This window comes from Chryseobacterium sp. ZHDP1 (assembly GCF_018603435.1).
GTDB lineage: Bacteria > Bacteroidota > Bacteroidia > Flavobacteriales > Weeksellaceae > Chryseobacterium > Chryseobacterium indicum.
Window position 1 is genome coordinate 474630 of sequence record NZ_CP075682.1, and the last position, 26226, is coordinate 500855.

General features: G+C 35.1%; 25 protein-coding genes. 13 read left to right on the forward strand and 12 right to left on the reverse strand.

The features are described from left to right. The first annotated feature begins 92 nt into the window (after nucleotides 1-92). The 3 genes from KKI44_RS02090 to KKI44_RS02100 all read left to right on the forward strand — a co-directional run bounded on the left by KKI44_RS02090 (nucleotide 93) and on the right by KKI44_RS02100 (nucleotide 2194). Nucleotides 93-524, forward strand: coding sequence for a BT0820 family HAD-type phosphatase (locus tag KKI44_RS02090; protein WP_214589627.1), 432 nt, complete (start codon nucleotides 93-95; stop codon nucleotides 522-524). Between the two features lie 93 nt (nucleotides 525-617). Next, entirely contained in the window at nucleotides 618-1427 is an 810-nt protein-coding gene (map, locus tag KKI44_RS02095) for a type I methionyl aminopeptidase (protein WP_214589628.1), read from the forward strand. Then, nucleotides 1427-2194, forward strand: coding sequence for a class I SAM-dependent methyltransferase (locus KKI44_RS02100; RefSeq protein WP_214589629.1), 768 nt, complete (start codon nucleotides 1427-1429; stop codon nucleotides 2192-2194). Before map ends, KKI44_RS02100 begins: the two co-directional genes overlap by 1 nt. A gap of 51 nt (nucleotides 2195-2245) precedes the next feature. Here KKI44_RS02100 and KKI44_RS02105 read toward each other — a convergent pair whose 3' ends face one another. The 3 genes from KKI44_RS02105 to KKI44_RS02115 form a co-directional block, all read right to left on the reverse strand. Continuing rightward, on the reverse strand, nucleotides 2246-2950 hold the full coding sequence (locus tag KKI44_RS02105) for a T9SS type A sorting domain-containing protein (protein ID WP_214589630.1): 705 nt from the start codon (nucleotides 2948-2950) through the stop codon (nucleotides 2246-2248). A gap of 110 nt (nucleotides 2951-3060) precedes the next feature. Continuing rightward, a complete protein-coding gene (locus KKI44_RS02110) occupies nucleotides 3061-3390 on the reverse strand; it encodes a DMT family transporter (protein WP_214589631.1) in 330 nt (109 codons plus the stop codon). Nucleotides 3391-3557: 167 nt separating this feature from the next. Continuing rightward, a complete protein-coding gene (locus KKI44_RS02115) occupies nucleotides 3558-4124 on the reverse strand; it encodes a Crp/Fnr family transcriptional regulator (protein WP_214589632.1) in 567 nt (188 codons plus the stop codon). Between the two features lie 339 nt (nucleotides 4125-4463). Here KKI44_RS02115 and KKI44_RS02120 point away from each other — a divergent pair, with 339 nt between their 5' ends. The 4 genes from KKI44_RS02120 to KKI44_RS02135 all read left to right on the forward strand — a co-directional run bounded on the left by KKI44_RS02120 (nucleotide 4464) and on the right by KKI44_RS02135 (nucleotide 7879). Next, nucleotides 4464-5462, forward strand: coding sequence for a LacI family DNA-binding transcriptional regulator (locus KKI44_RS02120; RefSeq protein ID WP_214589633.1), 999 nt, complete (start codon nucleotides 4464-4466; stop codon nucleotides 5460-5462). A 12-nt stretch (nucleotides 5463-5474) separates the two neighbouring features. Beyond that, a complete protein-coding gene (locus KKI44_RS02125) occupies nucleotides 5475-6392 on the forward strand; it encodes a carbohydrate kinase family protein (protein ID WP_250902142.1) in 918 nt (305 codons plus the stop codon). A 114-nt stretch (nucleotides 6393-6506) separates the two neighbouring features. Further along, entirely contained in the window at nucleotides 6507-7382 is an 876-nt protein-coding gene (era, locus tag KKI44_RS02130) for a GTPase Era (RefSeq protein WP_087709940.1), read from the forward strand. 68 nt (nucleotides 7383-7450) lie between these two features. Continuing rightward, entirely contained in the window at nucleotides 7451-7879 is a 429-nt protein-coding gene (locus KKI44_RS02135) for a DoxX family protein (RefSeq protein WP_214589634.1), read from the forward strand. Nucleotides 7880-7938: 59 nt separating this feature from the next. Here the strand turns inward: KKI44_RS02135 and KKI44_RS02140 are convergent, their stop codons facing one another. Next, nucleotides 7939-8100, reverse strand: a complete 162-nt coding sequence (locus KKI44_RS02140) for a hypothetical protein (protein ID WP_214589635.1) — start codon at nucleotides 8098-8100, stop codon at nucleotides 7939-7941. Between the two features lie 121 nt (nucleotides 8101-8221). Between KKI44_RS02140 and KKI44_RS02145 the strand changes: the two genes are divergently transcribed. From KKI44_RS02145 to KKI44_RS02170, 6 genes are all read left to right on the forward strand, one after another. Then, nucleotides 8222-10624 carry an alpha/beta hydrolase family protein gene (locus KKI44_RS02145; protein WP_214589636.1) on the forward strand — a complete coding sequence of 801 codons (2403 nt, stop codon included), beginning with the start codon at nucleotides 8222-8224 and terminating at the stop codon, nucleotides 10622-10624. 100 nt (nucleotides 10625-10724) lie between these two features. Further along, a protein-coding gene (locus KKI44_RS02150; protein WP_214589637.1) for an IS3 family transposase occupies nucleotides 10725-11977 on the forward strand; the annotation gives its coding sequence in 2 pieces (ribosomal slippage) (nucleotides 10725-11052 and nucleotides 11052-11977; 1254 coding nt in all). Between the two features lie 67 nt (nucleotides 11978-12044). Further along, the gene (locus KKI44_RS02155) at nucleotides 12045-12773 is read left to right on the forward strand and encodes a hypothetical protein (RefSeq protein ID WP_214589638.1); all 729 of its coding nucleotides are present in this window, start codon (nucleotides 12045-12047) and stop codon (nucleotides 12771-12773) included. Between the two features lie 183 nt (nucleotides 12774-12956). Beyond that, nucleotides 12957-13211, forward strand: coding sequence for a hypothetical protein (locus KKI44_RS02160; RefSeq protein WP_214589639.1), 255 nt, complete (start codon nucleotides 12957-12959; stop codon nucleotides 13209-13211). 111 nt (nucleotides 13212-13322) lie between these two features. Continuing rightward, nucleotides 13323-13901, forward strand: a complete 579-nt coding sequence (locus KKI44_RS02165; RefSeq protein WP_214589640.1) for a Crp/Fnr family transcriptional regulator — start codon at nucleotides 13323-13325, stop codon at nucleotides 13899-13901. 52 nt (nucleotides 13902-13953) lie between these two features. Then, complete coding sequence (locus KKI44_RS02170; RefSeq protein ID WP_214589641.1) at nucleotides 13954-14457, forward strand: GNAT family N-acetyltransferase; 504 nt, start codon at nucleotides 13954-13956, stop codon at nucleotides 14455-14457. Nucleotides 14458-14973: 516 nt separating this feature from the next. Here the strand turns inward: KKI44_RS02170 and KKI44_RS02175 are convergent. From KKI44_RS02175 to KKI44_RS02210, 8 genes are all read right to left on the reverse strand, one after another. Further along, on the reverse strand, nucleotides 14974-16335 hold the full coding sequence (locus tag KKI44_RS02175; RefSeq protein ID WP_214589642.1) for an MATE family efflux transporter: 1362 nt from the start codon (nucleotides 16333-16335) through the stop codon (nucleotides 14974-14976). Between the two features lie 93 nt (nucleotides 16336-16428). Further along, a complete protein-coding gene (locus KKI44_RS02180) occupies nucleotides 16429-17613 on the reverse strand; it encodes a sigma-54-dependent transcriptional regulator (protein ID WP_214589643.1) in 1185 nt (394 codons plus the stop codon). Between the two features lie 154 nt (nucleotides 17614-17767). Then, the gene (locus KKI44_RS02185; protein WP_214589644.1) at nucleotides 17768-18679 is read right to left on the reverse strand and encodes a hypothetical protein; all 912 of its coding nucleotides are present in this window, start codon (nucleotides 18677-18679) and stop codon (nucleotides 17768-17770) included. 19 nt (nucleotides 18680-18698) lie between these two features. Then, a complete protein-coding gene (locus KKI44_RS02190) occupies nucleotides 18699-20132 on the reverse strand; it encodes a hypothetical protein (protein WP_214589645.1) in 1434 nt (477 codons plus the stop codon). 68 nt (nucleotides 20133-20200) lie between these two features. Then, the gene (locus KKI44_RS02195; protein ID WP_214589646.1) at nucleotides 20201-20860 is read right to left on the reverse strand and encodes a YggS family pyridoxal phosphate-dependent enzyme; all 660 of its coding nucleotides are present in this window, start codon (nucleotides 20858-20860) and stop codon (nucleotides 20201-20203) included. Nucleotides 20861-21297: 437 nt separating this feature from the next. Then, nucleotides 21298-22164, reverse strand: coding sequence for a polysaccharide deacetylase family protein (locus tag KKI44_RS02200; RefSeq protein ID WP_214589647.1), 867 nt, complete (start codon nucleotides 22162-22164; stop codon nucleotides 21298-21300). A gap of 117 nt (nucleotides 22165-22281) precedes the next feature. Next, nucleotides 22282-23010 carry a DUF72 domain-containing protein gene (locus KKI44_RS02205; protein WP_214589648.1) on the reverse strand — a complete coding sequence of 243 codons (729 nt, stop codon included), beginning with the start codon at nucleotides 23008-23010 and terminating at the stop codon, nucleotides 22282-22284. Nucleotides 23011-23250: 240 nt separating this feature from the next. Next, nucleotides 23251-26091: a heavy metal translocating P-type ATPase gene (locus KKI44_RS02210; protein WP_214589649.1), complete on the reverse strand. Its 2841-nt coding sequence runs from the start codon at nucleotides 26089-26091 to the stop codon at nucleotides 23251-23253. Nucleotides 26092-26226: the final 135 nt, after the last annotated feature.

Consider the following 26226-nt stretch of genomic DNA (forward strand, 5'->3'; position numbering starts at 1 on the left):
TTCTATAATTGGATAAATTATAAAGTAAGAGTGCTAAGTATTTTTGGCACTCTTTTTATTTTGTATCTTTGCAATTCTAAATCTTAAATATAATGATGAATAATAAAAAAATTGCTGTTGATTTCGATGGAACCATTGTGGACGATGCATATCCGGGAATCGGCAAGGCGAAAATTTTTGCTTTCGAAACACTTAAAAGACTTCAGGCGGAAGGTTTCAGATTAATTCTGTGGACATACAGACACGGAAAAACACTGGATGAGGCAGTAGAATTCTGCAAAGAAAACGGCGTTGAGTTTTATGCAGTCAATTCAAGTTTTGAAGGAGAAGTTTTCGATCCCGAAACACAATCCAGAAAATTAGATGCAGACTGGTTCATAGACGACAGAAATCTGGGAGGATTTCCGGGATGGGGCGAAATTTATAATATTATTCAGGAAAGAATAGAATTCCGTGTAGAAGGAAAAGAGGTTTTAGCCTATTCAAAATTAAAAAAAGAAAAGAAAAAAGGATTATTCTGGTAGAATAATTAAAATGTAACGATTTAACGGTGTAGCAATTTACCAATTATTGATATTGTTACATTGGATATACTAATACATTGGTAAATTAAAACAATGATTCAATTAAAAACAATAGACGAACTACGTCTTATGAAAGAAAGTGCCCGTCTGGTTTCAAGAGCATTAGGAATGTTGGCAAAAGAAATCAAACCCGGGATTACCACTTTATATTTGGATAAGTTAGCGCATGATTTCATAAAGGATCACGGTGCTGAACCTGCATTTTTAGGTTATGGAGGTTTTCCGTACTCTTTATGTATTTCTCCAAATGAACAGGTGGTTCACGGTTTTCCAAGCAAAGAAGAAATTAAAGAAGGAGACGTACTTTCTGTAGACTGTGGTGCTGTTCTGAACGGTTTTGTGGGCGATCATGCTTATACTTTTGAAATTGGGGAAGTAAAACCTGAAACCAAAAAACTTTTGAAAATAGCTAAAGAATCTCTTTATAAAGGAATTGAGCAGTGTGTACGAGGAAAAAGAATCGGAGACATTTCTCACGCTATTCAGGCGCACTGCGAAAAAGAAGGATATGGTGTTGTAAGAGAACTTGTTGGTCATGGTGTCGGAAGACAAATGCACGAAGATCCGCAGGTTCCGAATTATGGAAGACAAGGCAGCGGAAAAGTAATTAAAGACGGATTAACGATTGCAATTGAACCGATGATTAATCTGGGAACTGAAAAAGTGAAATTTCATAATGATGGATGGACGGTGACAACGTTAGACAATCAGCCTTCTGCGCACTTCGAACACGATGTTGCGGTAATTAACGGAAAACCGGTGTTGCTTTCAACATTCCAGTATATTTATGACGCTTTAGGAATCGTAAGCGATGAAGAAAAAGCGTTCCAATTGGATTTTTAATGAAAAAAGTAACTAAACTTTTACTGAATAAAATTCCGCGTCCGATGCTTATTAAAATGAGCATTTGGGCACGACCTCTTATCTATCAGTTCTTTAAAGGCGATACGTTTTTTGATCCTATTGACGGAAGATCTTACCGGAAATTTCTTCCTTACGGATACGGAAGTCAGCGCGAAAACGCATTATCTCCCGGAACTTTAAGTCTGGAAAGACACCGACAGATGTGGCTGTATCTGCAAAATGAAACCGATTTTTTCATTAAAAATTACAAAGTTCTGCACATCGCTCCGGAACAGGAATTCCTGAGAAAATTTAAGAGAATGAAAAACTTAAACTACATTTCTGCCGATCTTTTTTCGCCGATTGTAGATGTAAAAGCAGACATTCTCGATTTGCCTTTTGAGAATGAAAGTTTTGATATTGTTTTTTGCAACCACGTTCTGGAACACATTGAAGATGATGCCAAAGCGATGAGTGAACTGTACCGTGTTTTAAGACCGGGAGGTTGGGGAATTCTTCAGGTTCCGATGAAAAATTCTTTGGAAAAAACGTATGAAGATTTTACGATAAAAGATCCGAAAGAACGTCAGAAACATTTCGGGCAGTATGATCACGTTCGCTGGTACGGAATGGATTATTTTGACCGACTGAAAAAAGCAGGCTTTGAAACGGATATTAATTTCTATTCTAAACAGTTCACCCAAGAGGAAATAAAAAAATACGGGCTTAGAGAAAATGAAATTCTGCCTATAGTATACAAAAAATAAGAAACGTCTTCGTTACGAAGACGTTTTTGTTTTTTCTTAAATTTAAGTAAATTATTCTTTGATAAATTTCAAAGGCTTTTGCCCTTCAATCATTAAAATATATTGTCCTTTTTCAAAATTTTGAGTGTCAATTTTAACTTTTTTGTCAGACGTTTTACCTTCATACATCATTTGTCCCAGCATATTGAAAACCTTTACAGGAAGATCATTTTCCAGATTTATTACAATTAAATTATCCTTTACAGGATTTTGAAAAGAAATAGTAGTTTTAAGATTATTCTCTTTCGTTGATAAAATGAAACTGTTATAATAAATTTTATTTCCATTAGAAGGATTCGTAATGATGAGAGTCTTTCCCGAACCATTAGGAACAACCTGATAATTATAAACCTGACCAGTTGCCGGATTAACGTAAAAATCGCAGTTTTTTTGATCATATCCTTGTACAGCCGTCATATTATTTCCCCAGTAATCAGCCAACGTACATCCCGAAGAACCGTTTTTTGTAAATGAATCATCTATCGTAGAAAAGGTAAGCGGTATTCCGGAAACATTAAAATATTTGGAGGTAAAAACGTTGCTTCCCGATGAATTTGAAAATGTAGAAGGCTGAAGCGACTGATCCATCGTAGGAGTAACAATGGTCTGTCCTCCTATAATCATTTGGGAAATATACCAGTTTGTATTGAACAGTTGAGATGTATTTTGAGCCCATAAAAGACCGCCGCAACACAAAAGAAGTAAAGTTTTTTTCATGGTTTAAATTTTCTCAAAGATAGCATTTCTTTATTAAAAAGCCGCTTCCAAATTATGAAAACGGCTTTGCTATAAAGCATTTAACAAGATTATTAAGTATGATTTTATCTTTAATGTGCGGAAACAGCTTTCAGTCCAACCACAGATCCGATTAAAGTAACAATAAAGAAAATTCTCCAGAAACTTACAGGATCTTTAAAGAAAAAAATTCCCATTAAAACAGTTCCTACTGCTCCAATTCCTGTCCAGACTGCATAAGCGGTTCCGATAGGTAAGGTTTGGGTGGCTTTAATCAGTAAAAGCATGCTTATTGTTAAAGAGATCAGAAAACCTGCAAACCAAAAATACATTGTAGTTCCGCTTGTTTCCTTTACTTTTCCCAGACATGAAGCGAAAGCAACTTCAAATAGTCCTGCAATAATCAAGATGATCCAATTCATTTTTTTGTCATTTACAATTGCAAAGTTCCGTAATTTGGTAAGAATAAAATTTTACAATTGTTAAAAAATCTACTGTAAAGATTAGATCTCATCTATCCAAACTCTACAACCCTACAACCCTCACACTCTCAAACGCTAAAATTCTCAAACACTCCAACCCTAAAACACTATAGCTTAATCTCCGCTCTTATTCTACTTAAGCTCACTTGTGAAATCCCTAAGTAAGAAGCAATATGCCCAAGCTGAACCCTTCTGATTAGGTCAGGTTTGTTTTTTACCAAATCTTTATATCTTTCAAGAGCCGTTTTATACTGTCTTGAGATAATGAGCTTCTCGGTTTTTACAAGTTCTCTTTCCGCAAATTTTCTTCCCCAATTCGCTATATGAATATCCTCGTTGAATAATTTTTTAAGATGTTCTGTTTCCAGTTTGTAGAATTCGCAGTTTTCCAGCAGTTCAATATTTTCGTATCCGGGATTGTTTTCCACATAACTTTTCATGGAAACCACAGGTTCGCCTTCAATTCCGAACCAGAATGTGATGTCTCTGTCTTCTGTAGATGCATACGCACGAACAATTCCTTTTTTCAATAAATAGATGTAAGGAATTACCTTTTCAGCTTCCATCAGACAGAAATTCTTAGGATAAGAAACTTCAGTAATGTATTGTTTCAGTTTTATTTTTGAGATTTCGGGAAGTAAGTAAATGCGGTCGAGAATCTGGTCAATTTCCATAAGTCTTGGATAATTTGTCTAAAATATTGGTTTTAGCAACAGAAAACAAGAAAATTATTCTCCTCTGTTTTGAATTAAATTAAAAATTAATTAAATTTAGAAGGTAAAACGTTTAACCAAAACAGTAGTCGGAAAGTCTTTGTTGATTAATATTGAATTAATATACCAATAATTTAAATTTGAAATTAATTTTAACTGATTGATTTTTAATGTATTGAATTTTGTTTTATTTCGGTTTCGAAAAATTGCCAATCTACAATTATTTTCAAAACGACCAAAAAATTTGTCTATTGTTTTTTATATTTTTTATGAAATATTTTTGCACAAAAGTCAGAGATTATGAAAAGAGCTTCTATTAAAGACATTGCGAGAATTGCTGAAGTTTCTGTAGCTACGGTTTCCTATGTCCTCAATAAAAAAGAAGGAAGCAGAATTAGTGAAGCGACCAAAACCAGAATTCTGGATGTCGCAAAAAGCATCAATTATACACCGAACAAAATTGCAAAAAGTCTGAAAATGAATAAGACCAAGCTGATCGGACTGATTGTTGCGGATATTTCGAATGACTTTTATTCCAACATTGCAAGAAATATTGAAGATGAAGCCATGAAATTGGGGTATACACTTCTGATCGGAAGCTGCGATGAAAATCCTGAAAAATTTAAAAAACTGACCGAACTTTTCTCAGAACAGCAGGTGGACGGAATGATCATCGCGCCGGTTGTAGATTCGGATGAAGCCATCAATAAACTTATTCTTGAAGAATACCCGATCGTAACCATCGACCGTTATCTTAAAAATGTGAGTCTTCCAGGCGTAATGATTAATAATTCAGAAATTTCAGAACAGATCTGCGATCATTTGGTGAAAAAAGACTTTGACGAAATCATTTATGTGGGTTACGATACGGAACTTCCGCATCTGCTGGACAGACAGGATGGTTTTGACCAGAGAATTGCAAAGTCGGATATTTCTGCGAAAAGAATTTTAATCGGAATTCACAATATTACGGAAGAAGTGCATCAGAAAATGCAGGAAAATCTGGATCTTTCCAAAAAAACAGCCATCTATTTTTCAAGTAACAAACTGGGAACTGCAGGACTCAGATATTTAATCGATCATAACATTAATGTTCCCGAACAGGTTTCATTGGTAGCGTTCGACGAAACAGAAGCCTATTATCTTTTCCCGACGGAAGTTTCGTTTGTGCAGCAGCCTTTATACGATATGGCTAAAGAATCTGTGGAGCTTCTTGATAACCAGATTAATAATTATACAACTAACGGAAAAAGAGTAACTTTCCATGCTAAATTTATGGAAAGAAGTTCGGTAAAATAGATAAAAAGAATAATGACAGAAGAGGTAATGATGACAGAAAAAAGACCTTATATTGTATGTTTCGGTGAAGTTTTGTGGGATATTTTTCCTGAAGGTTCAAGAGCAGGAGGCGCACCTTTCAATGTGGCATATAATGTTCATAAAATGGGCATCGATGTAAAAATGCTGAGTAAAATTGGCAAGGATGAACTGGGAGAAAAATTAACCGATAAAATTAAAAGTTGGGGAATTACCACAGATTTTATTCAGGTAGATGAAGTTCATCCTACGAGTACGGTGATCGCTAAAATTGATGAACATAATGAAGCGAGCTACGAAATCGTTGAAAATGTAGCATGGGATTTTATAGATTTTCTTCCGGAACACCAAGATTTGGTTGCCAATGCGGAAGCTTTTGTCTTCGGAAGTCTATCTGCCAGAAATGAAAAGACCAGAGAAACCTTGCTTCAACTGCTTGAATTGGCAAAGCTGAAAATTTTTGATGTAAATTTCAGACCGCCTTTCATCGATTTTGAATTCATTAAAATATTGTTGAATAAAGCCGATATTGTAAAGATGAACAAAGCGGAAATGAAGCAGATCCTTGAATTTATGGGTGAAGAATATACAAGCGAAGAAGAAAGTGTTGTATTTATTCAGACAAAATTTAAAGTCAATGAAATTATTTTAACCAAAGGAAGCAAAGGCGCGGGTTATTTTGTGGGAGATCAAAATTATAGTTTTTCTGCCGTTCCCATCACCATTGCAGATACAGTGGGAAGCGGCGATTCTTTTCTTGCCGGTTTTATTTCCAAAAGAATTCAGAATCAGGAGCCTGAAGAAATTATTAAGGAAGGAATTGCTTTAGGAGCATTCATCACTTCAAAATCAGGGGCGTGTCCGGATTACAGTTACTTCGAATTTCAAAAATTTAAAGAATCAAAATTCTAATAAAAACCAAAGACTTTTTCAGACCGGAAAAGTCTTTTTTTGTCGGTAAAAGTTTCCAATTAATTCCAAAGACCGATTAAGTTTAGTAACTTTGCAAATCCTAATATAATTTTTATGCACAAAGCAGGATTTGTAAATATAGTTGGAAAGCCCAATGCCGGAAAATCTACCTTGTTGAACCAACTGATGGGGGAGAAACTGGCGATTGTAACCCAGAAGGCTCAGACAACACGCCACAGAATTTTCGGAATTTATAATGAAGAAGACTTACAGATCGTATTTTCAGACACTCCCGGAGTTCTGGATCCGAAATACGGTTTACAGGAAAAAATGATGGATTTTGTAAAGGATTCTTTGCAGGATGCCGATGTTTTCCTTTTCATTGTAGATGTTACCGACAAAGCTGAACCTTCGGAATTTCTGATTGATAAGCTGAACAAAATTCCTGTGCCTGTTTTGCTTTTGCTGAATAAAGTAGACCAGACCAATCAGGAAGGTCTGGAAAAACTGGTAGAAACATGGCATGAGAGAATCCCGAAAGCGGAGATTCTGCCTATTTCTGCATTAAATGCTTTTAATACAGAAATTATTTTACCAAAGCTTAAATCTTTACTACCGGAAAATCCGCCTTATTACGATAAAGATCAGTATACAGATAAGCCCGAAAGATTCTTTGTAAATGAAGCAATCCGTGAGAAAATCCTTTTGAATTACGAAAAAGAAATTCCGTATTCTGTGGAAGTGGTTACGGAACAGTTCAAAGAAAAGGAAGGAATTATTTTCATCGATTCTATAATTTATGTGGAAAGAGATACCCAGAAAGGAATTATCATCGGACATAAAGGAGAAGCAATTAAAAAAGTCGGAACAGAATCCAGACTGGATCTCGAAAAATTCTTCAATAAAAAAATTCACCTTAATCTCTTTGTTAAAGTAAAAAAAGACTGGAGAAAAAACGACAGAGATTTGAAAAATTTTGGGTACAGATAGACTAAAAACCACCTAAAAGCCGTTCTATTAGAAGAATTTTCACTATCTTTAAATGTAAATTGCTTTTAATGAACTATTCGAACACAACAAATTCAGATTCTGTTTTAAAAGATGTTGCATTGCTTATCGTGCGGGTTTTCATTGGTTTTGCCATGCTCTCTCACGGTTTTCCGAAGCTTCAGATGCTTTTAGAAGGTAAGTCAGATTTTTTTGATTTTTTAGGATTAGGATCGCAGATCACTTTAGGTTTAACGGTTTTCGCAGAATTTGCCTGTTCAATTCTCCTTATTTTAGGATTATTTTCAAGAATTTCATTAGGATTTCTGATGTTTACCATGATTATTGCGGGTTTCGTTGTTCATGGAGCAGATCCTTTTGAAAAGCGGGAAATGAGTCTCATTTATCTTTCCGTCTATCTCTTACTGATGGTTTTCGGAGTCGGAAAATTTTCAGTCGATTACATGATTGAGAAAAGGAAAAGAACCAATGATTGGTAATGATTTTTACAATATAAATTAAAAAGAGCAGTTGTTTTCAACCGCTCTTTTTTGTTTTTCTAAGGGTTGCAGGGAAGGTTGGACGGAATGCAGCTCCATTTCGGAAGTTCACTCGTTTCATCGATTTTCATGCAGGGTTTGTATCCTGAAGGACATTGCGGCGCATTTCCGCCATTCATGGTGCGAAGTTCTCTTCGCTTTAATTTTCTTAGATTTTTCATAATGATTCTGAATTTGATGAATACTAAAGATAATATTATTTTGTTAAATCACGTAAAGGTGTTTTAATATATCCTTGCATATTCTCTAATTTTCATTAATTTCGTGGAAATTGAAATTATTATGAAGATAAAACTGACCATATGCCTTCTTGCGTTCCTCAATTTCTATGAAGCGCAGGAAAATATTACCTACCAAAAGCCGTCTCCGGAAATCCTGAAACTGGCTGATTATGAAAGACCGCCAAGTGTTTTAATGAACAGTAAAAAAGACTGGATTGTTTTCACGTATCGCCCTACGTACAAAACACTGGAAGATTTAAGTCAGCAGGAAATGAAACTTGGAGGATTAAGAATAAATCCGGTAACCAATATTTCAAGTTCGGCAACGTATGCGAATAACCTGAAAGTGAGAAAAATGAACGATAAAACGGAAGTTCAGGTTAAAAATTTACCTTCCAATCCAAAAATCGCCAATACTTCATTTTCTCCCGACGAAAAAAAACTGGCTTTTACGAATACTACCAATAAAGGAGTAGAACTTTGGATTGTAGACCTTGAAACCGCTACCGCAAAAAAAATAACTTCAGACAATTTAAATGCAAATTTGGGAAGTCCTTATATCTGGTACAAAGATTCTCAGAATTTATTAATTAAAACCCTTCCGCAAAACAGACCTGCTTTAATCGATTCAAGTAAAGATCTTCCGACTGGTCCCATTGTTTCTACGGCAGACGGAAAAGTTTCGCAGAACAGAACGTATCAGGATCTTCTGAAAAATCCGCAGGACGAAAAGAATTTTGAGGTTTTAACCGCTTCAGAAATTTATAATGTTGATCTGAATGGAACTTTAAAGAAAGTAAAAGATCAGGATATGTATTCCGGATTAAGCTTTTCGCCGGACGGAAATTATCTGATGGCAACTACCATTAAAAAACCGTTTTCTTACATTGTCCCTCTAAGCAGATTTCCGATGACAACCACGGTGTATGATATGAACGGAAATGTGGTGAAAGTTGTAAACGAGACACCTCTGAACGAAATCATGCCAAAAGGATTCTCTTCCGTAAGAACCGGAAAAAGAGATATGGGATGGAGAAGCGATATGCCTGCAACTTTGGTATATGCAGAAGCTCTGGACGGAGGAGATCAATATAAAAATGCCGAATTCAGAGATGAAATTTTTACATGGGAAGCACCTTTCAGCAATGCTCCGAAATCTTTCTTTAAAACAAAGCAGAGATATTCTGATGTAAGCTGGACGAATGATCATTACGCCATTGTTTCCGAAGGGTGGTACGATACAAGAAATACAAAATCTTTTCTGGTTGATTTAAATAACGGAGAATCTAAAGTGATTGATGACAGAAATTATCAGGATGTGTACAGCGATCCCGGAAATTTCAATACCACAAAAAACCAGTACGGAAGATACGTTGTAGACATGAAAGGAGGAAAGTCTTACCTCATCGGAGCCGGATTTACAAAAGACGGACAGCATCCTTTCATTGATGAGATGGATGTGAAAACCATGAAAAAGAAAAGACTGTATACTTCCAATCTTAAAAATTCCAAGGAAGAAATTATTGATATTTTAAATCCTGCCAAAGGAGAAGTTCTTACGATTCAGCAGTCTTCCAGTCAGTACCCGAACTATTTTAAAAAGAGCATTAAATCCAGTAAGACAGAAGCGGTAACCAATTTCGCGAATCCTTTTGAAAGCATTAAAGATGTATACAAAGAAGTAATTACGTATAAAAGAAACGACGGCGTTACACTTACCGGAACACTTTATCTTCCTGCCAATTACGACAGAAAGGCAAAAACTGAAAAATTACCATTGTTGATCTGGGCTTATCCTACAGAATATAAAGATAAAAACACGGCAGGACAGAATACGCAGAATCCAAACGATTTCACTTTCCCTTACTATGGTTCTTTCGTGTATTGGACAACGAAAGGATATGCTGTTTTGGATGATGCTGCATTCCCGATCATCGGAGAAGGAAAAACAGAACCGAATGATACATTTATTCCTCAATTGGTAGCCAATGCAGAAGCAGCAATTAATGCGGTAGATCAATTAGGCTATATCGACAGAACGAAAGTAGCAGTTGGAGGACATTCTTACGGCGCTTTTATGACGGCAAATCTTTTAACCCATTCCAAGCTTTTCGCATGCGGAATTGCAAGAAGTGGAGCGTATAACAGAACTTTGACGCCTTTTGGTTTTCAGAGCGAACAGAGAAATTACTGGGATGTTCCGGAAATCTATAACACCATGTCACCTTTCATGAATGCAGATAAGATGAAAACGCCGCTTTTATTGGTTCATGGAGATGCAGACAACAATCCCGGAACGTTCACTTTACAGACGGAAAGATATTTTCAGGCGCTTAAAAATCTCGGAGCCCCTGTAAAAATGGTTCTTCTGCCTAAAGAAGCTCACGGATATGCAGCGAAAGAGAATATTCTTCATTTGCTTTGGGAACAGGATCAGTTTCTGGAGAAATGTTTGAAAAAATAATAATTTACATAAAAACTCGTTCAATTTTGGACGGGTTTTTCTTTTTCTGTCTTGTCCTGAAAAAGGTTGACTACTAAATACCAAAAAACCAGTCATCCTAATGAGATTAAAAAAAGTATCCGCCCCTGTTCAAGAATACAGTGAAGCATTTAAAAGACAAGTTGTCTCCGAATATGAGCGGGGATTATATACAAAATCACAATTACAAACCCGCTATAATATCAGGGGTAATTCCTGCATTCCCAGATGGTTAATGAAATATGGTAACTTTACTTATGAAAAACAATTAAGTAAAGGCAGACCCATGAAAGATCCACAGAAACAGAAGATTAAAGAGCTTGAAGCAGCATTGGCCAAAAAGGAAGAAGAACTCAAAGTGTTCAGGAAATTTATAGAAATTGCAGAGCGTGAGCTTAAGGTTGAGATTGTAAAAAAGTCTGGTTCCAATCAATCCAGGAAATAAAGGTAAATACGACTCTTTCAACAGAGAATATCTGCCGATTGTTTGGCTACAGTAAGCAAGCTTATTACAAGAGACAAAAACAGCCTGTTTCTACAGATCATGAAACAAGAGTTATAGAATTTATTGTATCAATTCGTAAAAAGATGCCTAAAATAGGTACTAGAAAACTTTATGTTTTACTTAAGAATGATTTTGAAAAGGAAGAAATTCATGTAGGAAGGGATCAGTTGTTTAGCATTTTGAGATCAAATTATCTTTTAATTCCCAGAAGGCACAGCTATTTTAAAACAACCAATTCCAGACATTGGATGAAAAAATATCCCAATATTATCAAAGGAAAAGAATTGAAATGTTCGGAGAAAGTTTGGGTTGCAGATATTACTTATCTCAAGACCAAAGAGAAGAATTATTATCTTCATCTGATTACCGATGCCTATTCTAAGAAAATTGTAGGATACGAATTGAGTGATAATTTACAGACCAACTCTACGTTGAAAGCATTAAAGCAAGCCATACAGAATCGACTGTACAAGCATTCACTCATTCATCATTCAGACAGAGGGTTGCAGTATTGCAGTAAAGAATATACTGAAACACTCAAGAAAAGTGATATGCTTATCAGTATGACCGAAAATTCGGATCCTTATGAAAATGCTATAGCAGAGAGAGTGAATGGTATTCTGAAACATGAATTTGGATTGATTGATACTTTTGAAAATTTTAAAAATCTTTCCCAACAGCTTGAACAAGCAATTTATTGCTATAACAATTTAAGACCGCATTTTTCTTTACATTATAATATTCCAAACCAAGTACACATGAAAAATAATGTGAAATTAAAAACCTATAAAAAACAAAATCAGAATAGGAAAATTCCTACTCTGATTTAAGTATATTTGTGATATAAAACTAGTTAACCTTTTTCAGGACTAGTCATAAACTTAAAACTATAAATAAATGAAGCTAATAATCTTATTAATAATTTTCCCGATTTTACATTTTGCACAATTATCGCCAGAAGTAAAAAATCTTTATCAGCAAATATCAAAGGGTGAAAAAGCCGAGTCTTCTCATACAGGAATGGAAGGAACTGAAAGTGAATTGTATAAACTTCATAAGAAACTGGATGAAATTGCAAACGATAAAGAAGTGGAATATATTGCTTTCAATGGAAATCCTGTAGCTAAATATTATGCCGCAAATATTCTTTTCAACCGAAAATCTAAATCTATCGAAAAAATATTTGAATATTATCTTAAAAGTAAGGATTCTGTACAAACTTTGAAAGGTTGCGTAGGTGGTGTTTCTAGATTAGATTATGAATTGTATATAAATGTAATTTCCGAAAAACAAACAATAGATGCAATGCAATGGGAGAAAAAATGGAAAGATAGTATGATTACTAGCGGAAAGCAAAATAGCCCTGAATATTTAGGTTTAGTTGATATGTTAAATACAAAAACAATCTGGACTAAAAAAGATGTCGATTCATTAGCATATAGATTAGAACAAACCACTTTAAATAATCATGATGCTTCTAAAAAGTTGATTGAATTAATTTGTTTTCGTTATCTACATGAAAATAAGAAAGTTCCTTATTATGGAAAGATTGCCTATTTTGATAAAAAATATTCTTCAGAATATATCAAAAAGTATCTCAGGTTTTGTAGATTCGGACTTAAATAGCGGATAGAATATTAGAATTATCAAACTAGGAAAACATTAATTAGTTTATTGTTTATCCCAGCTTTGTACTTCGGAGCTATTCTTTTCTTGCAGATGAATTATACAGACTGACTTTTAGAGAAAAAATTGAAATCGATCGTACCAGATGGAGGCAAGAAAGAAACGACAGTGTCATAAAAGCCGATGAAAAGCCTGATAAAATGGTATTTCCGGAAAATAAAGCACTTTGGACAGAAACGGAGATTGATTTCCTTATTGGTAAGATTTGAACAAGAGATTCTCAATAATCCTTCATCATCAGAAGCTTTGGTTGAACTGTTGGCTGAAAATAATTTTTATTCAGAAATTAAGCGTCCTTACTATCAGAAATTGATGTATTTTGAAGAAAAGTACCATTCCGAAATGATTAAACGATATATTGATTTCTGTTCTAAATAATATACTTTTTTCAAAAATTATTCATATTCTGTTTACTTTAGTTTTTGTAATTTTCAGCCCGCAAAATTCAGTAAAAAATAAAAAACAAGGGACATTGATTCCGAAAAAGATATGTTACGAACCAATCAGACATTTTTAGACTACCTTGAAGGATTGTACAGAAGTGAAGAACATAAAGGGAATATTGTTTTAGAATCTTTTGAAAAAGGCGATAAAATATTAGTTCAAAATCAGATCTCCACAAAGATCATGCTCGTTAAAAGCGGCATTACCAAATGCTATTTTGTGGAAGAAAACGGGAAAGAATATATTGTGGAATTTATGGGAAAAGGAGAGATCATCGGTGAAATCGAAGTCATCAAAAACGTTCCCTGTATCTGCAGCATTGAAGCGATTACGGAAGTTACCGTTTATTCGATGTCGATTCCTTATTTTCAGGCATTGATCAAAAAAGACCTTACCCTCAATAATTTATTGTTGGATGTTTTTGCAGAGCGCATTTTCAATACTTCAAGCCGCGCTTCTTATCAGCAGCTTCACAAGACAGAACATACACTTTCACAACTGTTGGAAGTAAAATCCAGAGAAATGGAAATTTCAAAAGAAGATATGGCAACTTATCTCGGAACTACCGTAGAAAGCCTGAACCGAGCTTTGGAAGAGCTTCAGGAGAATAATTCTGAAGAATAAATTCAACAGATTTAAACGCTTCTTTTATCTTTGCAGAAATATGCTGAAATCAATGGAAGAACTGAGATTCAGAAATGCTGAACTGAAAGATTTGCCCAAAATTGTAGAAATTTACAACTCAACCATTCCTTCGAGAATGGTGACCGCCGATACGGAAAATATTTCTGTAGAGAGCAGAATCGAATGGTTTCATGACCACAATCCTGAAAAAAGACCACTCTGGATCATTGAAAATGAACAGAACGAAGTCTTAGGCTGGGTTAGTTTTTCATCATTCTACGGAAGACCTGCGTACAACGGAACGGTGGAACTCAGCATTTACATGGATGAAAGCTCGCGCGGAAAAGGCTACGGAAAAAAAGTACTGCAATACTGCATTGATAACGCACCAAAATTTGAAGTAAAAACACTATTGGGATTCATCTTTTTACATAATGAACCCAGCCTGAAATTATTCCGACACTTTGGTTTTGAAGATTGGGGCGTTTTTCCGGATGTAGCAGTTTTGGATGGCGTTGAAAGAACTTTGGTGATTTTGGGAAAAAGAGTAGGATAGCTTTCATTCGAAGCAAAAATGCTTAATTTTTTAGAAGCTGTTTCCCGCTTTCACTACTCGCTTTTTGAGTTTTGGCGGCAGCTTCGCTGCCGCCGAAAACTCAAAAGAGCTCAAACATATCGTTCAATCGGGGCTAGAATCGTTACAGAATACAACTAAATACATGACTTCACTCTTTGTCATTCCGTAGGAATCTAGACAATAATTTTTAAACAATTTCTAAAAAATAAACTGAGATTCCTACGGAATGACAAACTAACCGCTTTAATGAGTTGATTAAGCTTATAAGAGATTTAAAATAAAATGATTTTAATATAAGAACCGCAAAAATATCAATAGGAATGGGCTTTAGACCATTTTAATCCGTAAGAAAGAAAATTGGCTTTAGCCAAAACTTATACTAAACTTTCGTTGAAGCCGATTTTGATTTGCAATCTTTACATCTTGACCCCAATTATGCGATAAATTAAGGCGTAGAAAAAAATAAAAAAGCGATCCCAAAAGATCGCTTTCCTGTTACAAATTCTGCTTAATTCTTTTTGCAGACATATTCAAAAACCGTTTGACCAGCATTACAGCGGAAACCGTTAATCCCAAACCTAAAGCGATCCACATTCCGAAAGCACCCATTTTCATTGTTACACAAAGGAAATATCCTAAAGGAATTGTGATAACCCAATACGCAATAAATGTATAGATAGAAGGAATTTTAACATCCTGCAATCCTCTCAGCATTCCCAAAGCTGTCACCTGAATTCCATCCGAAAGCTGGAATAATGCGGCAATTATCATTAATTTAGATGCTAAAGCAATCACTTCAACTTCCTCTTTTTTGGTGAAAAATGTCGGAAGAATGTTGCGTCCGAGAACAAAAACAATTCCGCAGATGCACATGAAGATAAAGGCAATTTTCAGATTGTTGATTCCTACCTTTCTTAATTCAACGAAATTCTGTTCTCCCAGTTTTCTCCCGATCATAACCGTTGAAGCCACACTGAATCCAATACATAAATTAAAAGTAAAAGAAGCCATACTTAAAGCAATCTGATGAGAAGCAATATCGTGCGCCGAAATCAGACCGCAGATAAAAGCGGCTCCCGCAAAAGCAGTCACTTCAAAAAACATTTGTAAAGCCGTCGGAAAACCGAGTCTTATCATCTTTTCAAACATTTTCTTTGAAAAAACTTCAACTTTTAACGAAAAATCTTTGATGTACTGTTTCGTTTTATTCTCATTGGAGAGCACAAAATACAGGAAAACCACCATGAAAATTCTCGCAATTAAACTTGCGAGGGCAGAACCTTTTACCCCCATTTCAGGAAAAATCCAAAGCCCTTTAATGAAGACATAGTTTAAAACAATATTAATGACATTGGCAATAATAGTCGCTTTAGTAACTCCAATCGTGTAAGAAAGCCCTTCCGAAACTTCTCTTAACGTCTGAAAAGCCATAAAAGGAACAATGCTGATTGCCATAATCGTTAAAAAATCAACCGTATCCGGAATGATCTTCTCAGGCTGTCCGGATTTGTAAAGCAAGGGCATTCCCAAAAGTAAAATCCCCATTAGCAAAATTCCCACCGTCATATTTATGACAAAACCATGACTGAAAACGGAATTGATCGTTTTGTGGTCATGCTTCGAATGCGCTTCCGAAACCAAAGGCGGAATCGCAAAAGAAAATCCCAAAGCCAATACAAACATTGAGAAAAACACAGCATTTCCCAATGAAACTGAAGCCAGAGCATCGGCTCCCAGAAGATTTCCTACAATAATATTATCAAAAAGATTCACCGAAACCTGTCCAACCTGCGTCAACATCACAGGAAGAGCCAGCGTGAGGCATTCTTTCGTATAGTTTTTATTCAAAAAGTTCATAATTGTTTATAATTCATATAGTTTTTATTCAAAAAAAATTGCAGTAACAAATGATACTGCAATTTTCATAATTTATTTAAAATAATCATTACATTATTTCCTTACAAAACTTGCAACGTCTTCGGCAGAAACCGTGTTTCCTCCTAAAATAATCAATCTTTCCACAACGTTTCTCAATTCTCTGATATTTCCGGTCCATGAAAGCGCTTTTAAAGCTTCAATCGCATTATCATCGAATTTTTTTACAGCAGTACCATGTTCATCAGCAATCATTCCGGAGAAATGCTCAACCAGTAATCTGATGTCTTCTTTTCTTTCATCCAATGGCGGAACGTAGATTTCAATCACAGAAAGTCTGTGGTAAAGATCTTCCCTAAATCTTCCCGCCTCGATTTCCTTCTGCATATTTTTATTGGTTGCAGCAAGAACTCTTACATCCACCTTAATCTCCTTATCGCTTCCTACAGGCGAAACTTTGCTTTCCTGTAATGCTCTCAACACTTTTGCCTGAGCAATTAAGCTCATATCTCCGATCTCATCTAAGAATATTGTTCCTCCGTTTGCCTGCTCAAATTTCCCCTGCTTATCCTTAATAGCCCCTGTAAAAGATCCTTTTACGTGACCAAATAATTCAGATTCAATCAGTTCAGAAGGAATCGCCGCACAGTTAACTTCTACCATCGGACCTCTTGCTCTGTCACTTTGATTATGAATTGCATGTGCAACCAGCTCTTTTCCGGCTCCGTTTGGTCCTGTAATTAAAACCCTTGCATCAGAAACAGCAACCTTTTCGATCATATCCTGGATTTTCTTCAAGCCTGCCGATTCACCGATCATCTGGTATTTTTTATTTACCTTTTTCTTTAGCGTTTTATTTTCTGTCTGAAGATTTTTATTTTCTTTTTTCAGTGTTTCTTTAACTAAAGCATTTTTTACGCTCGTAATCAGTCTGTTGATGTCGATTGGCTTAGAAATGAAATCGTAAGCACCGTCTCTAAGGCATGAAACCGCAGAATCGATATCCGCATGTCCGGAAATCATAATAAAAGTGGATTCCGGTTTCAGCGCTAAACTTTGCTTTAAAAGTTCAGTACCTGAAAGTTTAGGCATTTTGATATCGGAAATCACCAGTGCGAAATCTTCTTTTTCTACCTGTTTATAGCCTTCAAGTCCGTCTTCGGCGATTACAAATTCATAGTCGGTTAGTTCGTCAGAAAGAATACTGTGGAGTACTCCTGAGATTGCTTTTTCGTCTTCTACAATAAGGATTTTTTGCATAGTTGCAAATTTAGATTTTTTTGATTGAATTATTAGCAAAAACTATACCTAATCGTCTAGAATATGTTTTTGACTTTGAAAGATAGAAAATTATTTAAACCCATCATTTAAAAGACATTTTATTTTTGATTTTTTGTTACTTATTATTTTGCAATTACAATTCGTCTTCCAATACTATTCCCAAAAGATCTTCAATTTTCTCATAAATTTCATTTGGTTTTGATTGTAAATAATTTAGATCTCCATAGCTCTCAAGCATTTGTTCATTAAGCATATGATATTTCAAAATGTTATCAATGCTTGTGTATTTATTTTCAGAATGAATCTTGTTAATAAGATTTTCATAATGATTAGTACGCATTTCTTTAATGATATTAATGTCGAGAAAAGCCGTATGACGCAAAAAGACTGAAAAGCGCGCTACCAAAAGATACTCCATATAAATCACAAAATCGGATACGTTATTGGGATTATAATGGGCACTGTAATCATCTCCATGATATAATAAACCCGAATCATCCTTATCATTAAGAATGATACAAGTATCATTATAAAAATAATAAAAGTCCAGATAAGTAAAATGACCACCTTTGTTTCTTATTTCCTGTCCGAAACGTGAATCTGTCGGATCACCATAAATATTTACGTCATTATAAGAGACTAAAGAATTTAAAGAAAGTAAAGATAAGAAGCCTTCTGCCTGTAATAATTCATCTTTAGCAACAGCCAATTTCTCTTTTGGTGCAGATACAAGTATTTCATTAGTGGTTAATGATGATTCCAGAATATGAGAGTCCCAGGAAATGTGTAGTCCGTTACTGATTCTGTAAAAGGCTTTCATATATTCATCAAATTCAAAGGATGAAGGTGCGGTTTTTCCATAATCTTCCGCATTTAATCTTAGAAGTTCTGTGATTTGCGATTCTATTTTTATAAGCTCCTCATCGGATACACCTGTAAATTGAAAATAATTAAGGTGATTGATTAATGAATGCTCTTTTAATTCTTCAATAATTTTTTCTAAACGTTGGAAATAAGATTCTGCCCATTTTTGTGCTTTGCTCATATCTTTATTGTATAAAAGTTTATTTTGATGATTTTTCAGGAAAACTTTTGTTTCTCCAGCGTTTACCGTCTCCAAGTTTATAAATTACAGTGCGCTGAAATTTTAAGGTGTATTTGGGCAGTGCAAGTTCCGTATCTCCCCAGGAAGATTTGGGTACAGAAGGAAGGAACCAAAAAAACTCGCTAAGTTCTTTACAGTAAGACTGAAAAACGTCAAAGTAAACTTCTCTTCGGTTATTAATTCCAAGGTAAAATATAAATGCTTTTAGCTGATCCGAATCAGGAATGCTAAAATCCGTTTTTTCAAACATTACATCTTCCACTTTAAGATTGGCGAATTTTACACTAAGCTTACTGAACCATCCGTCTGGATTTTTTTTAGCTTCTTCAAGAATGCCTTTTTTCACCATGTCAGCTGCTGTCGAATATATTTCTACTAGATCTGATTCTGTTTCGGCAGATTCTGCCTTATTTTTAAATTGATTAATGTTAAGGTAATTCAGCACAAGACTACCAATAAAATCAACGATAAGCTTACATTCCTCTTTACTGAAATAAGATAACGAAATGAAATTTTTATCAATTTGTTTTCCATTTAGCAGATTAAATTCTTTTCGCGTAAGACCTGCTTTTGCAAAAGATTCCAGACCTGCATTATCTCCTGCACGTAATTTGATAAGATTGAGATAACGTTTTTCAATATCTGCTTTTACATCAGGATTTTCATTGATTACCTCAAGAGCTTTAGCTATTTTGGAATCACTCCAAGATTCTAAAAACTCGTAAATTCTTTGAATATCTGAAGAATTTAGAGATAAATCTTCAACTGGCGCATATAATTTTGTCAATCCCTGAATTTCAGGAATTGTTTGTATATCGACAGCCGTTTCGGAAGCGGAGGTATAGATCATTTTTAGCTTTTTATCAGCCTCGTGATACAGACAGTCAACAAATTTATCAACTTGAGCATATTCATATTCCCTGATTTCGCCATCTGAATCATATATTTTAGTGAAAATGTCCAAGTTCAGTCTATCAGATTGGGGGTCAGGAATAATCTTGATAAAACTTTCCTCAAGCCTTCCTGAACCGGGCTTAATGTGACTGAAAAGTTCAAGTCGCATAATTTCAACGATCAGTTGGGCATCAACAGGCTGTTTTGTAAAACCCTTATCTTTGGAAAGTGTGAAGAAATTGATTTCGCTGTATTGCGGATCTTCGTCACTGTCATAAAGTACATCTAAAATATTCAGGTCGGTTCCCTCTAAATTTTCTTCTTCATTTTTCCAGTGAATAACCTTTGGAACCTGATCATCTGTTCTTCCGTCTGTAATTTTATAGAATGATTGTCTGGATCTGTAAGTCTGATAACTATAATATTCTGTTTCTGGTTCGAGTTCGTCTTTTATAATTTCAAAAATTCTCTCGAGTTTTTCTTTTTGTTTGTCTGTCATGGTTTAGTTTATTATTTAATTAGGATTATTTTAAAATAGTTCCTCTAGAGTATATGGCTTTAAAATATTTATTGAGAATAATCTCTTCTCCCGAAAATCGCAGATCCCACTCTTACGGAATTGGCACCACATTCAATGGCGATCGGAAAATCGTCACTCATTCCCATTGATAATGTTTCGAGCTTTTTTAATTGATTTAATTCATCAAAAAGACTTTTCAGGTTTAAAAATTCCTTTTTTACCTGATCTTTATCGTCCGTGAAAGTTGCCATTCCCATCAATCCGGTAATTTCAACATTCTGAAATTCTCCTTTTAGGTATTGTTCAAACAAATCTTTGGACTCATTGATATCGAGTCCAAATTTACTTTCTTCCTCTGCAATTTTCACCTGAAGCAATACTTTAATAATCCGGTTGTGTTTTACCGCTTCTTTATTGATCTCACGGATCAGCTTTTCAGAATCTACACTTTGAATCGTATCTACAAATTCAGCAATATATTTTACTTTATTTGTCTGAAGATGCCCGATCAGATGCCACTGAATATCTTTGGGAAGGAGAGGGTACTTTTCTGTGACTTCCTGCACTTTATTTTCACCAAAAACTCTCTGTCCCAAATCATAAACTTCCTGAATCGCCGAAACAGGATGTGTTTTTGAAACCGCAACCAACTGTACATCAGAAGGAAGCTGGCTTTTAATATGATTGTAATTTTCCTGAATACTCATAATGGCAAATTTCCGAATTTTAAAGAGGAAAAGCTAATGAATATTGAAATTTTTAGACTTGAGATTTTTTTGAGTCTAAAATAGAATGTCTGTCATTCTGACGAAGGAAGAATCTAAGTTTTATTGTTAAAGATTCTTCACTCCACTTCGTTTCGATCAGAATGACAGACATACAATATATTAAATTTCAATATTGTCCGATAAAACGTATAAACAAATTTATGATCTCAATGTTTATCGCACAAATCGACAGTTCGCTCCTCTGGAGCTTTTTTTTGATGGTGTCTTTTTTCTACTAACAGTAAATCCCGATGGGATTAAATGCAGCTCCATTAGGAGCAACCTGTTCATAGAAAATAGTTATTCTTAGAATGGAAGCTCCGGAGGAGCGACCTTATAATTGTGTTTCAATGTTTATCGGACCAGGATGATTAAATTTAATTCAAAACCTCATTAATCTTCGGATATTCTGAGATTTTTCTGAAAACAAAACGGTTGCTTTTCTGGAGCTTTTCAATAAAAAGATCGAGCTCATTTATGGAATCTGCATCGGTTAAATATTGGTCATGCGTAAGAAAAACCAGATGTCTTGAAGTTTTTTCAAGGTCATTAAAGAAAATACTGTCTACTTTTTTCAGCATTTCTTCATGTTTTCCCTTTAATGCCATTTTATTGGTCGGCTTCCACTCAAGATCCCAACCGATTACTTTGTAACCTGCCTGTTTTAGCTTATCTGCGGCTTTCGTTGAACTTTTCAGATCGGTCACGGTAATGTTATTCAGTCTCCAGATGTTTCTTCCCGGAGTTCTCGCAATTTTATCATACAGTTTCAGACTGTCTTTTGCCGCATTAAAATCTTCAACAACACCCGCCGGATTTTTATAAAAATCGGTGTATTTGTTGTGCGCGTGCGTGAAACTGTGATTCGCAAGTTCTATTAAATGATCTTTTCTTAGCAGTTCCAGATCTTCCTGTTGCTTTTTGCTTCCGTAAGCGTGTTTGCCTACAAGAAATGCAGTGGCGCAGATATTTCTTTTGTGTAAAATTTTAAGGAGATTTTCGGTTCCGTGATTGGGACCGTCATCAAAGGTCAGATAAATTACTCTTTTATCTGTGGGAACATTTTCATCATCAAGTTTGGGGACAATTTTTGCGACGGGATGGTTTTTCGGAATCAGTTTTTCAGATTCTTTCTTGTCTTTTTTTTGATTACAGCTGTTGAATAAGATTGAAGTTGCACTCACCAATGCAAACATCCCGAGAAAAGTCTTGTTTCTAGACTTTTCCGCAAAAGTTTTTGTCATAAAATTTAATGGAATTTTGTTGTTAAAAATTGTTAATTTTTCCAAATAATTCTTAACAAAAATTACGCCAAATTTCACTTATTTTTGACTTTTTAAGTTTATTTTAATAAAATACTTTTAGTCCAGAATTTTCTTTAAATACAGTGAATTTTTAATAGCAGCATTTCCCCATGTATTATTGAAAAAGATAAAAGGTTTATGTTGTGAATTTCTAATTTTTTCAGCTAAATTTTCAATAAATTCATTGCTGTATTCGGATTTGTAAAGCACAGGTTTTCCGTGAAGCCGATAATATAAAATTTCAGGATTATTGATGATAACATCTTCCGGCAAATTTCCGGGGAAACTGACACCTGAAAAAATGACCTTGTTTTGCTTCAAAATTTTAAAAACTTCTTCATTCCACCAAGATTCGTGACGAAATTCGATGACATTCAGATAATTGAAATGAAGATTGTTAAGAATTAAATCAATATTTTCCTGAGTATTTTTAAAAGATGGAGGAAACTGATACAGAAATCCGGACAGTTTTTCCTTCAGATGAGATTCAATATGATGACAGAATTCCGCAATTTCTTCTTTACAGTCTTTCAGTCGCTTTTCATGGGAAATGGTTTTCGGAATTTTAATAAAAAACTTAAAATCACCGGGCGTTTCGTCATACCATTTCAACAACGTTTTTGCAGTAGGTTTTCTGTAAAAAGTAGAATTAATTTCCACACAGTTAAACTCCTTTGAATAAAGGATTAGAAAGTCTTTGCTTTTCGAATCTTCCGGATACAATGATCCTTTCCAGTCGTTATTGTAAAATCCGGAACAGCCGATATATAAATTTTCTTTTTTCATATTGTTACTTTTTGCTTTCGCAGATTTGGGAGATAATTTTACTGTTATTATTTACGTTTATTAATAAGCCTGTTTTAAACAAATTCAGAATTAACCGCAAAAGGTGCAAAAGACATTCATACAGCGATTATCAAAATTTTTAAAACTCTCAAAAGAATAAAAATCAAGGATTTTTAAAAGTTATTGTGATCTTTTTTGTTGATAATCAGTGATTTTAGTCTCCAAATCTGCGGGAAAAATTTATTCAATATCCAAATCCACCGAATTCAGTCGCAGAGAGTTCAGAATAACTGAAAGAGAACTAAAACTCATCGCCGCGGCTGCAATCATCGGAGATAACAGGATTCCAAAAAACGGATACAATAATCCTGCCGCAACGGGAACGCCCAAAACATTGTATATAAAAGCGAAAAACAGATTCTCTTTAATATTTTTCAGTAATTTTTCACTTAACAGTTTTGCTTTTGCAACGCCTAAAATATCACCTTTAAGCAAAGTAATTTCTGCACTTTCTATGGCAACATCAGTTCCTGTTCCCATCGCAATTCCGATGTTTGCCTGAGCTAAAGCGGGAGAGTCGTTGATTCCGTCGCCGGTCATCGCGACAATTTTTCCTTGTTTCTGAAGTTTTTTTACTTCATTTAATTTATCTCCAGGAAGACAGTTTGCTTTAAAATGTCGGATACCCAATTCTTCCGCAACGGCTTTTGCGGTATTTTCATTGTCTCCGGTCATCATAATAATGTCAATTCCTTCATTTAATAACTGCTGAACTGCTTTTTTAGAGCTTTCTTTAATTTTATCGGTAAAACTGATGAATCCTAAAACTTCGTTTTCCTGAGCAACATAAGAAATGGTGTGCGCTTTTGACTGAATTTCTTCCGCCTTTTGTTTTATATTTTGAGGAAGAGAAACCTGATGTGAGATTAAAAGACTTTCGTTTCCAAGGAAAACCGTTTTTCCGTTGATGTTTCCTTTGATTCCTTTTCCTGAAATATTTTCGAAATTATCTACTTTTTCAGGAGTTATACTTTCAGCTTTTGCCTTTTTAATCACGGCATTTGAAAGCGGGTGTTCCGAATTCTGATTTAATGAATAGGCTAATTTCAGAATTGAATTTTGATCATTGTTGATTGTTTCAATATGTTCTACGGATGGTTTTCCTTCAGTTAAAGTTCCTGTTTTATCGGTAATCAGCACATTTACCTTATTCATCTGTTCAAGAGCCTCTGCATTTTTAATTAAAATACCGTTTTTTGCGCCTTTTCCAATTCCTACCATCAGAGACATTGGTGTTGCCAAGCCTAATGCGCACGGACAGGCTACAATTAAAACAGCAACCGCATTCACAAAAGCAAACAGAGTTTTCTGACCTTCCGGACCGAAAAACTGCCATAAAACAAACGTTAAAACCGCAATGAAAATGACCGTCGGAACAAATATCTTAGAAACTTTATCCGTGAGTTTCTGAATCGGGGCTTTACTTCGGCTCGCTTCGTTAACCATCTTGATAATTTGGGAAAGCAGGGTTTCGTCGCCGACTTTTTCCGCCTTCATAATAAAAACATGATTTCCGTTGATGGTTCCGGAAGAAACTTTATCATGGACATTTTTCTCAACAGGAATCGGCTCTCCGGTAATCATACTTTCATCAACTACAGAACTTCCTTCCGTTATTTTTCCGTCTACCGGAATTTTCTCACCGGGTTTTACTTTTAATAAATCTCCGATTTTAACCTGTGAAAGCAGTACTTTTTTCTCTTCTCCGTTAACGATAAGATTGGCTTCATCGGGAGACAAGTTCATCAGTTCCCGGATGGCATTTCCTGTTTTTTTGTGCGCTGCAGCTTCCATCAACTGTCCTAAAATAACCAGCGTTAAAATAACACAGACCGCTTCGAAATATAATGGAGTTTCGTGATGGCTGCCACGAATTTCATGCGGAATGATATCAGGGAAAACCAAGGCGACAATGCTGAAAATAAATGCTGCAAAGACGCCTAAAACAATTAAACTAAACATATTTAAGTTCCATGTTTTAAACGAAATCCAGCCTCGTTTCATCAAAAACCATCCTGAATAGAACAAAACGGGAAGCGTTAAAATCAACTCAAAAATCCCTTGAGCTTCATGAGAAAAAGGAAAATCAAAAAACATTCCGCCCATCGAAAGAATGAAAACAGGAATGGTAAAAGCCAGTGAAATGATGAATTTCTTTTTTAATATATTGTAGGTTTCATCTTCTTCCTCATTTTTGTCGGGCATTCTTACGAGATCCATTCCGCAGATCGGGCAGTCTCCCGGTTCGTTACGAATGATTTCAGGATGCATCGGACAGGTGTATTTTGCCGCTTTTTTCTCAGGATATTTTACGAGATCCATTCCGCAAACGGGACATCCAACATTGCTGTCGTAGACTTTATCGCCTTCACAATACATCGGACAATAGTATTTTCCTGCCATTGCATCGGTTACTTCCGGTGCTTCGTGATGATGGGAATGATCGTGGACATGATGGTGCGAATGAGCGGCTGAATTCTTTACCAAGTCTTCTGTAATTTCTTCGAGATGCATGTTGCAGACAGGGCAGTCTCCCTTTTCAGGATAAATTTTATCGCTTTCGCAGAACATCGGACAGTAGTATTTTCCGATATTGTCTTTGAAATTTTCAGGTAGATTTGTTTGGGAATAAGCAGGTTTAAAATTCGGATCTTTTGCGTGCTTTTCCTCAATAGGAACCAGATACATATTGCAGACAGGACATCTTTTACCCTGCTGAAAATAAACTTTATCACCTTCACATTCCATTGGGCAATAGTAAACCGAAGACGGAGAAACTCTTTCTTGTGGTTTAATGAACGCTTTTTCAGGATTGTCCGGATCTTCCAGTTTGTAGTTGCCGATTTCTTCGAGTGCTTTATTTAAAGTATTGATTTCAAATTCTTTGTCGGAAGTAATGGTTGCTGTATTATTTTCGAGATTAATATCAGCTTTTATTTTTTCTAAACTGTTCAGCTTGTCAGAAATTTTTTTCTGGCATCCGGAACAGGTCATTCCGAGAATTGTATATTGTTTTTGCATGATCCTTCTGATTTATGATACAAATTTCCAAAAAGCAATCGGAAGCCTGTTATAAATTTAAGGATAATGTTTACAGAATTCTGTTGCTTGGGTTAGAGTGTATTAGAGTTCTAGTGTAGAAGTGAGAATCCACAT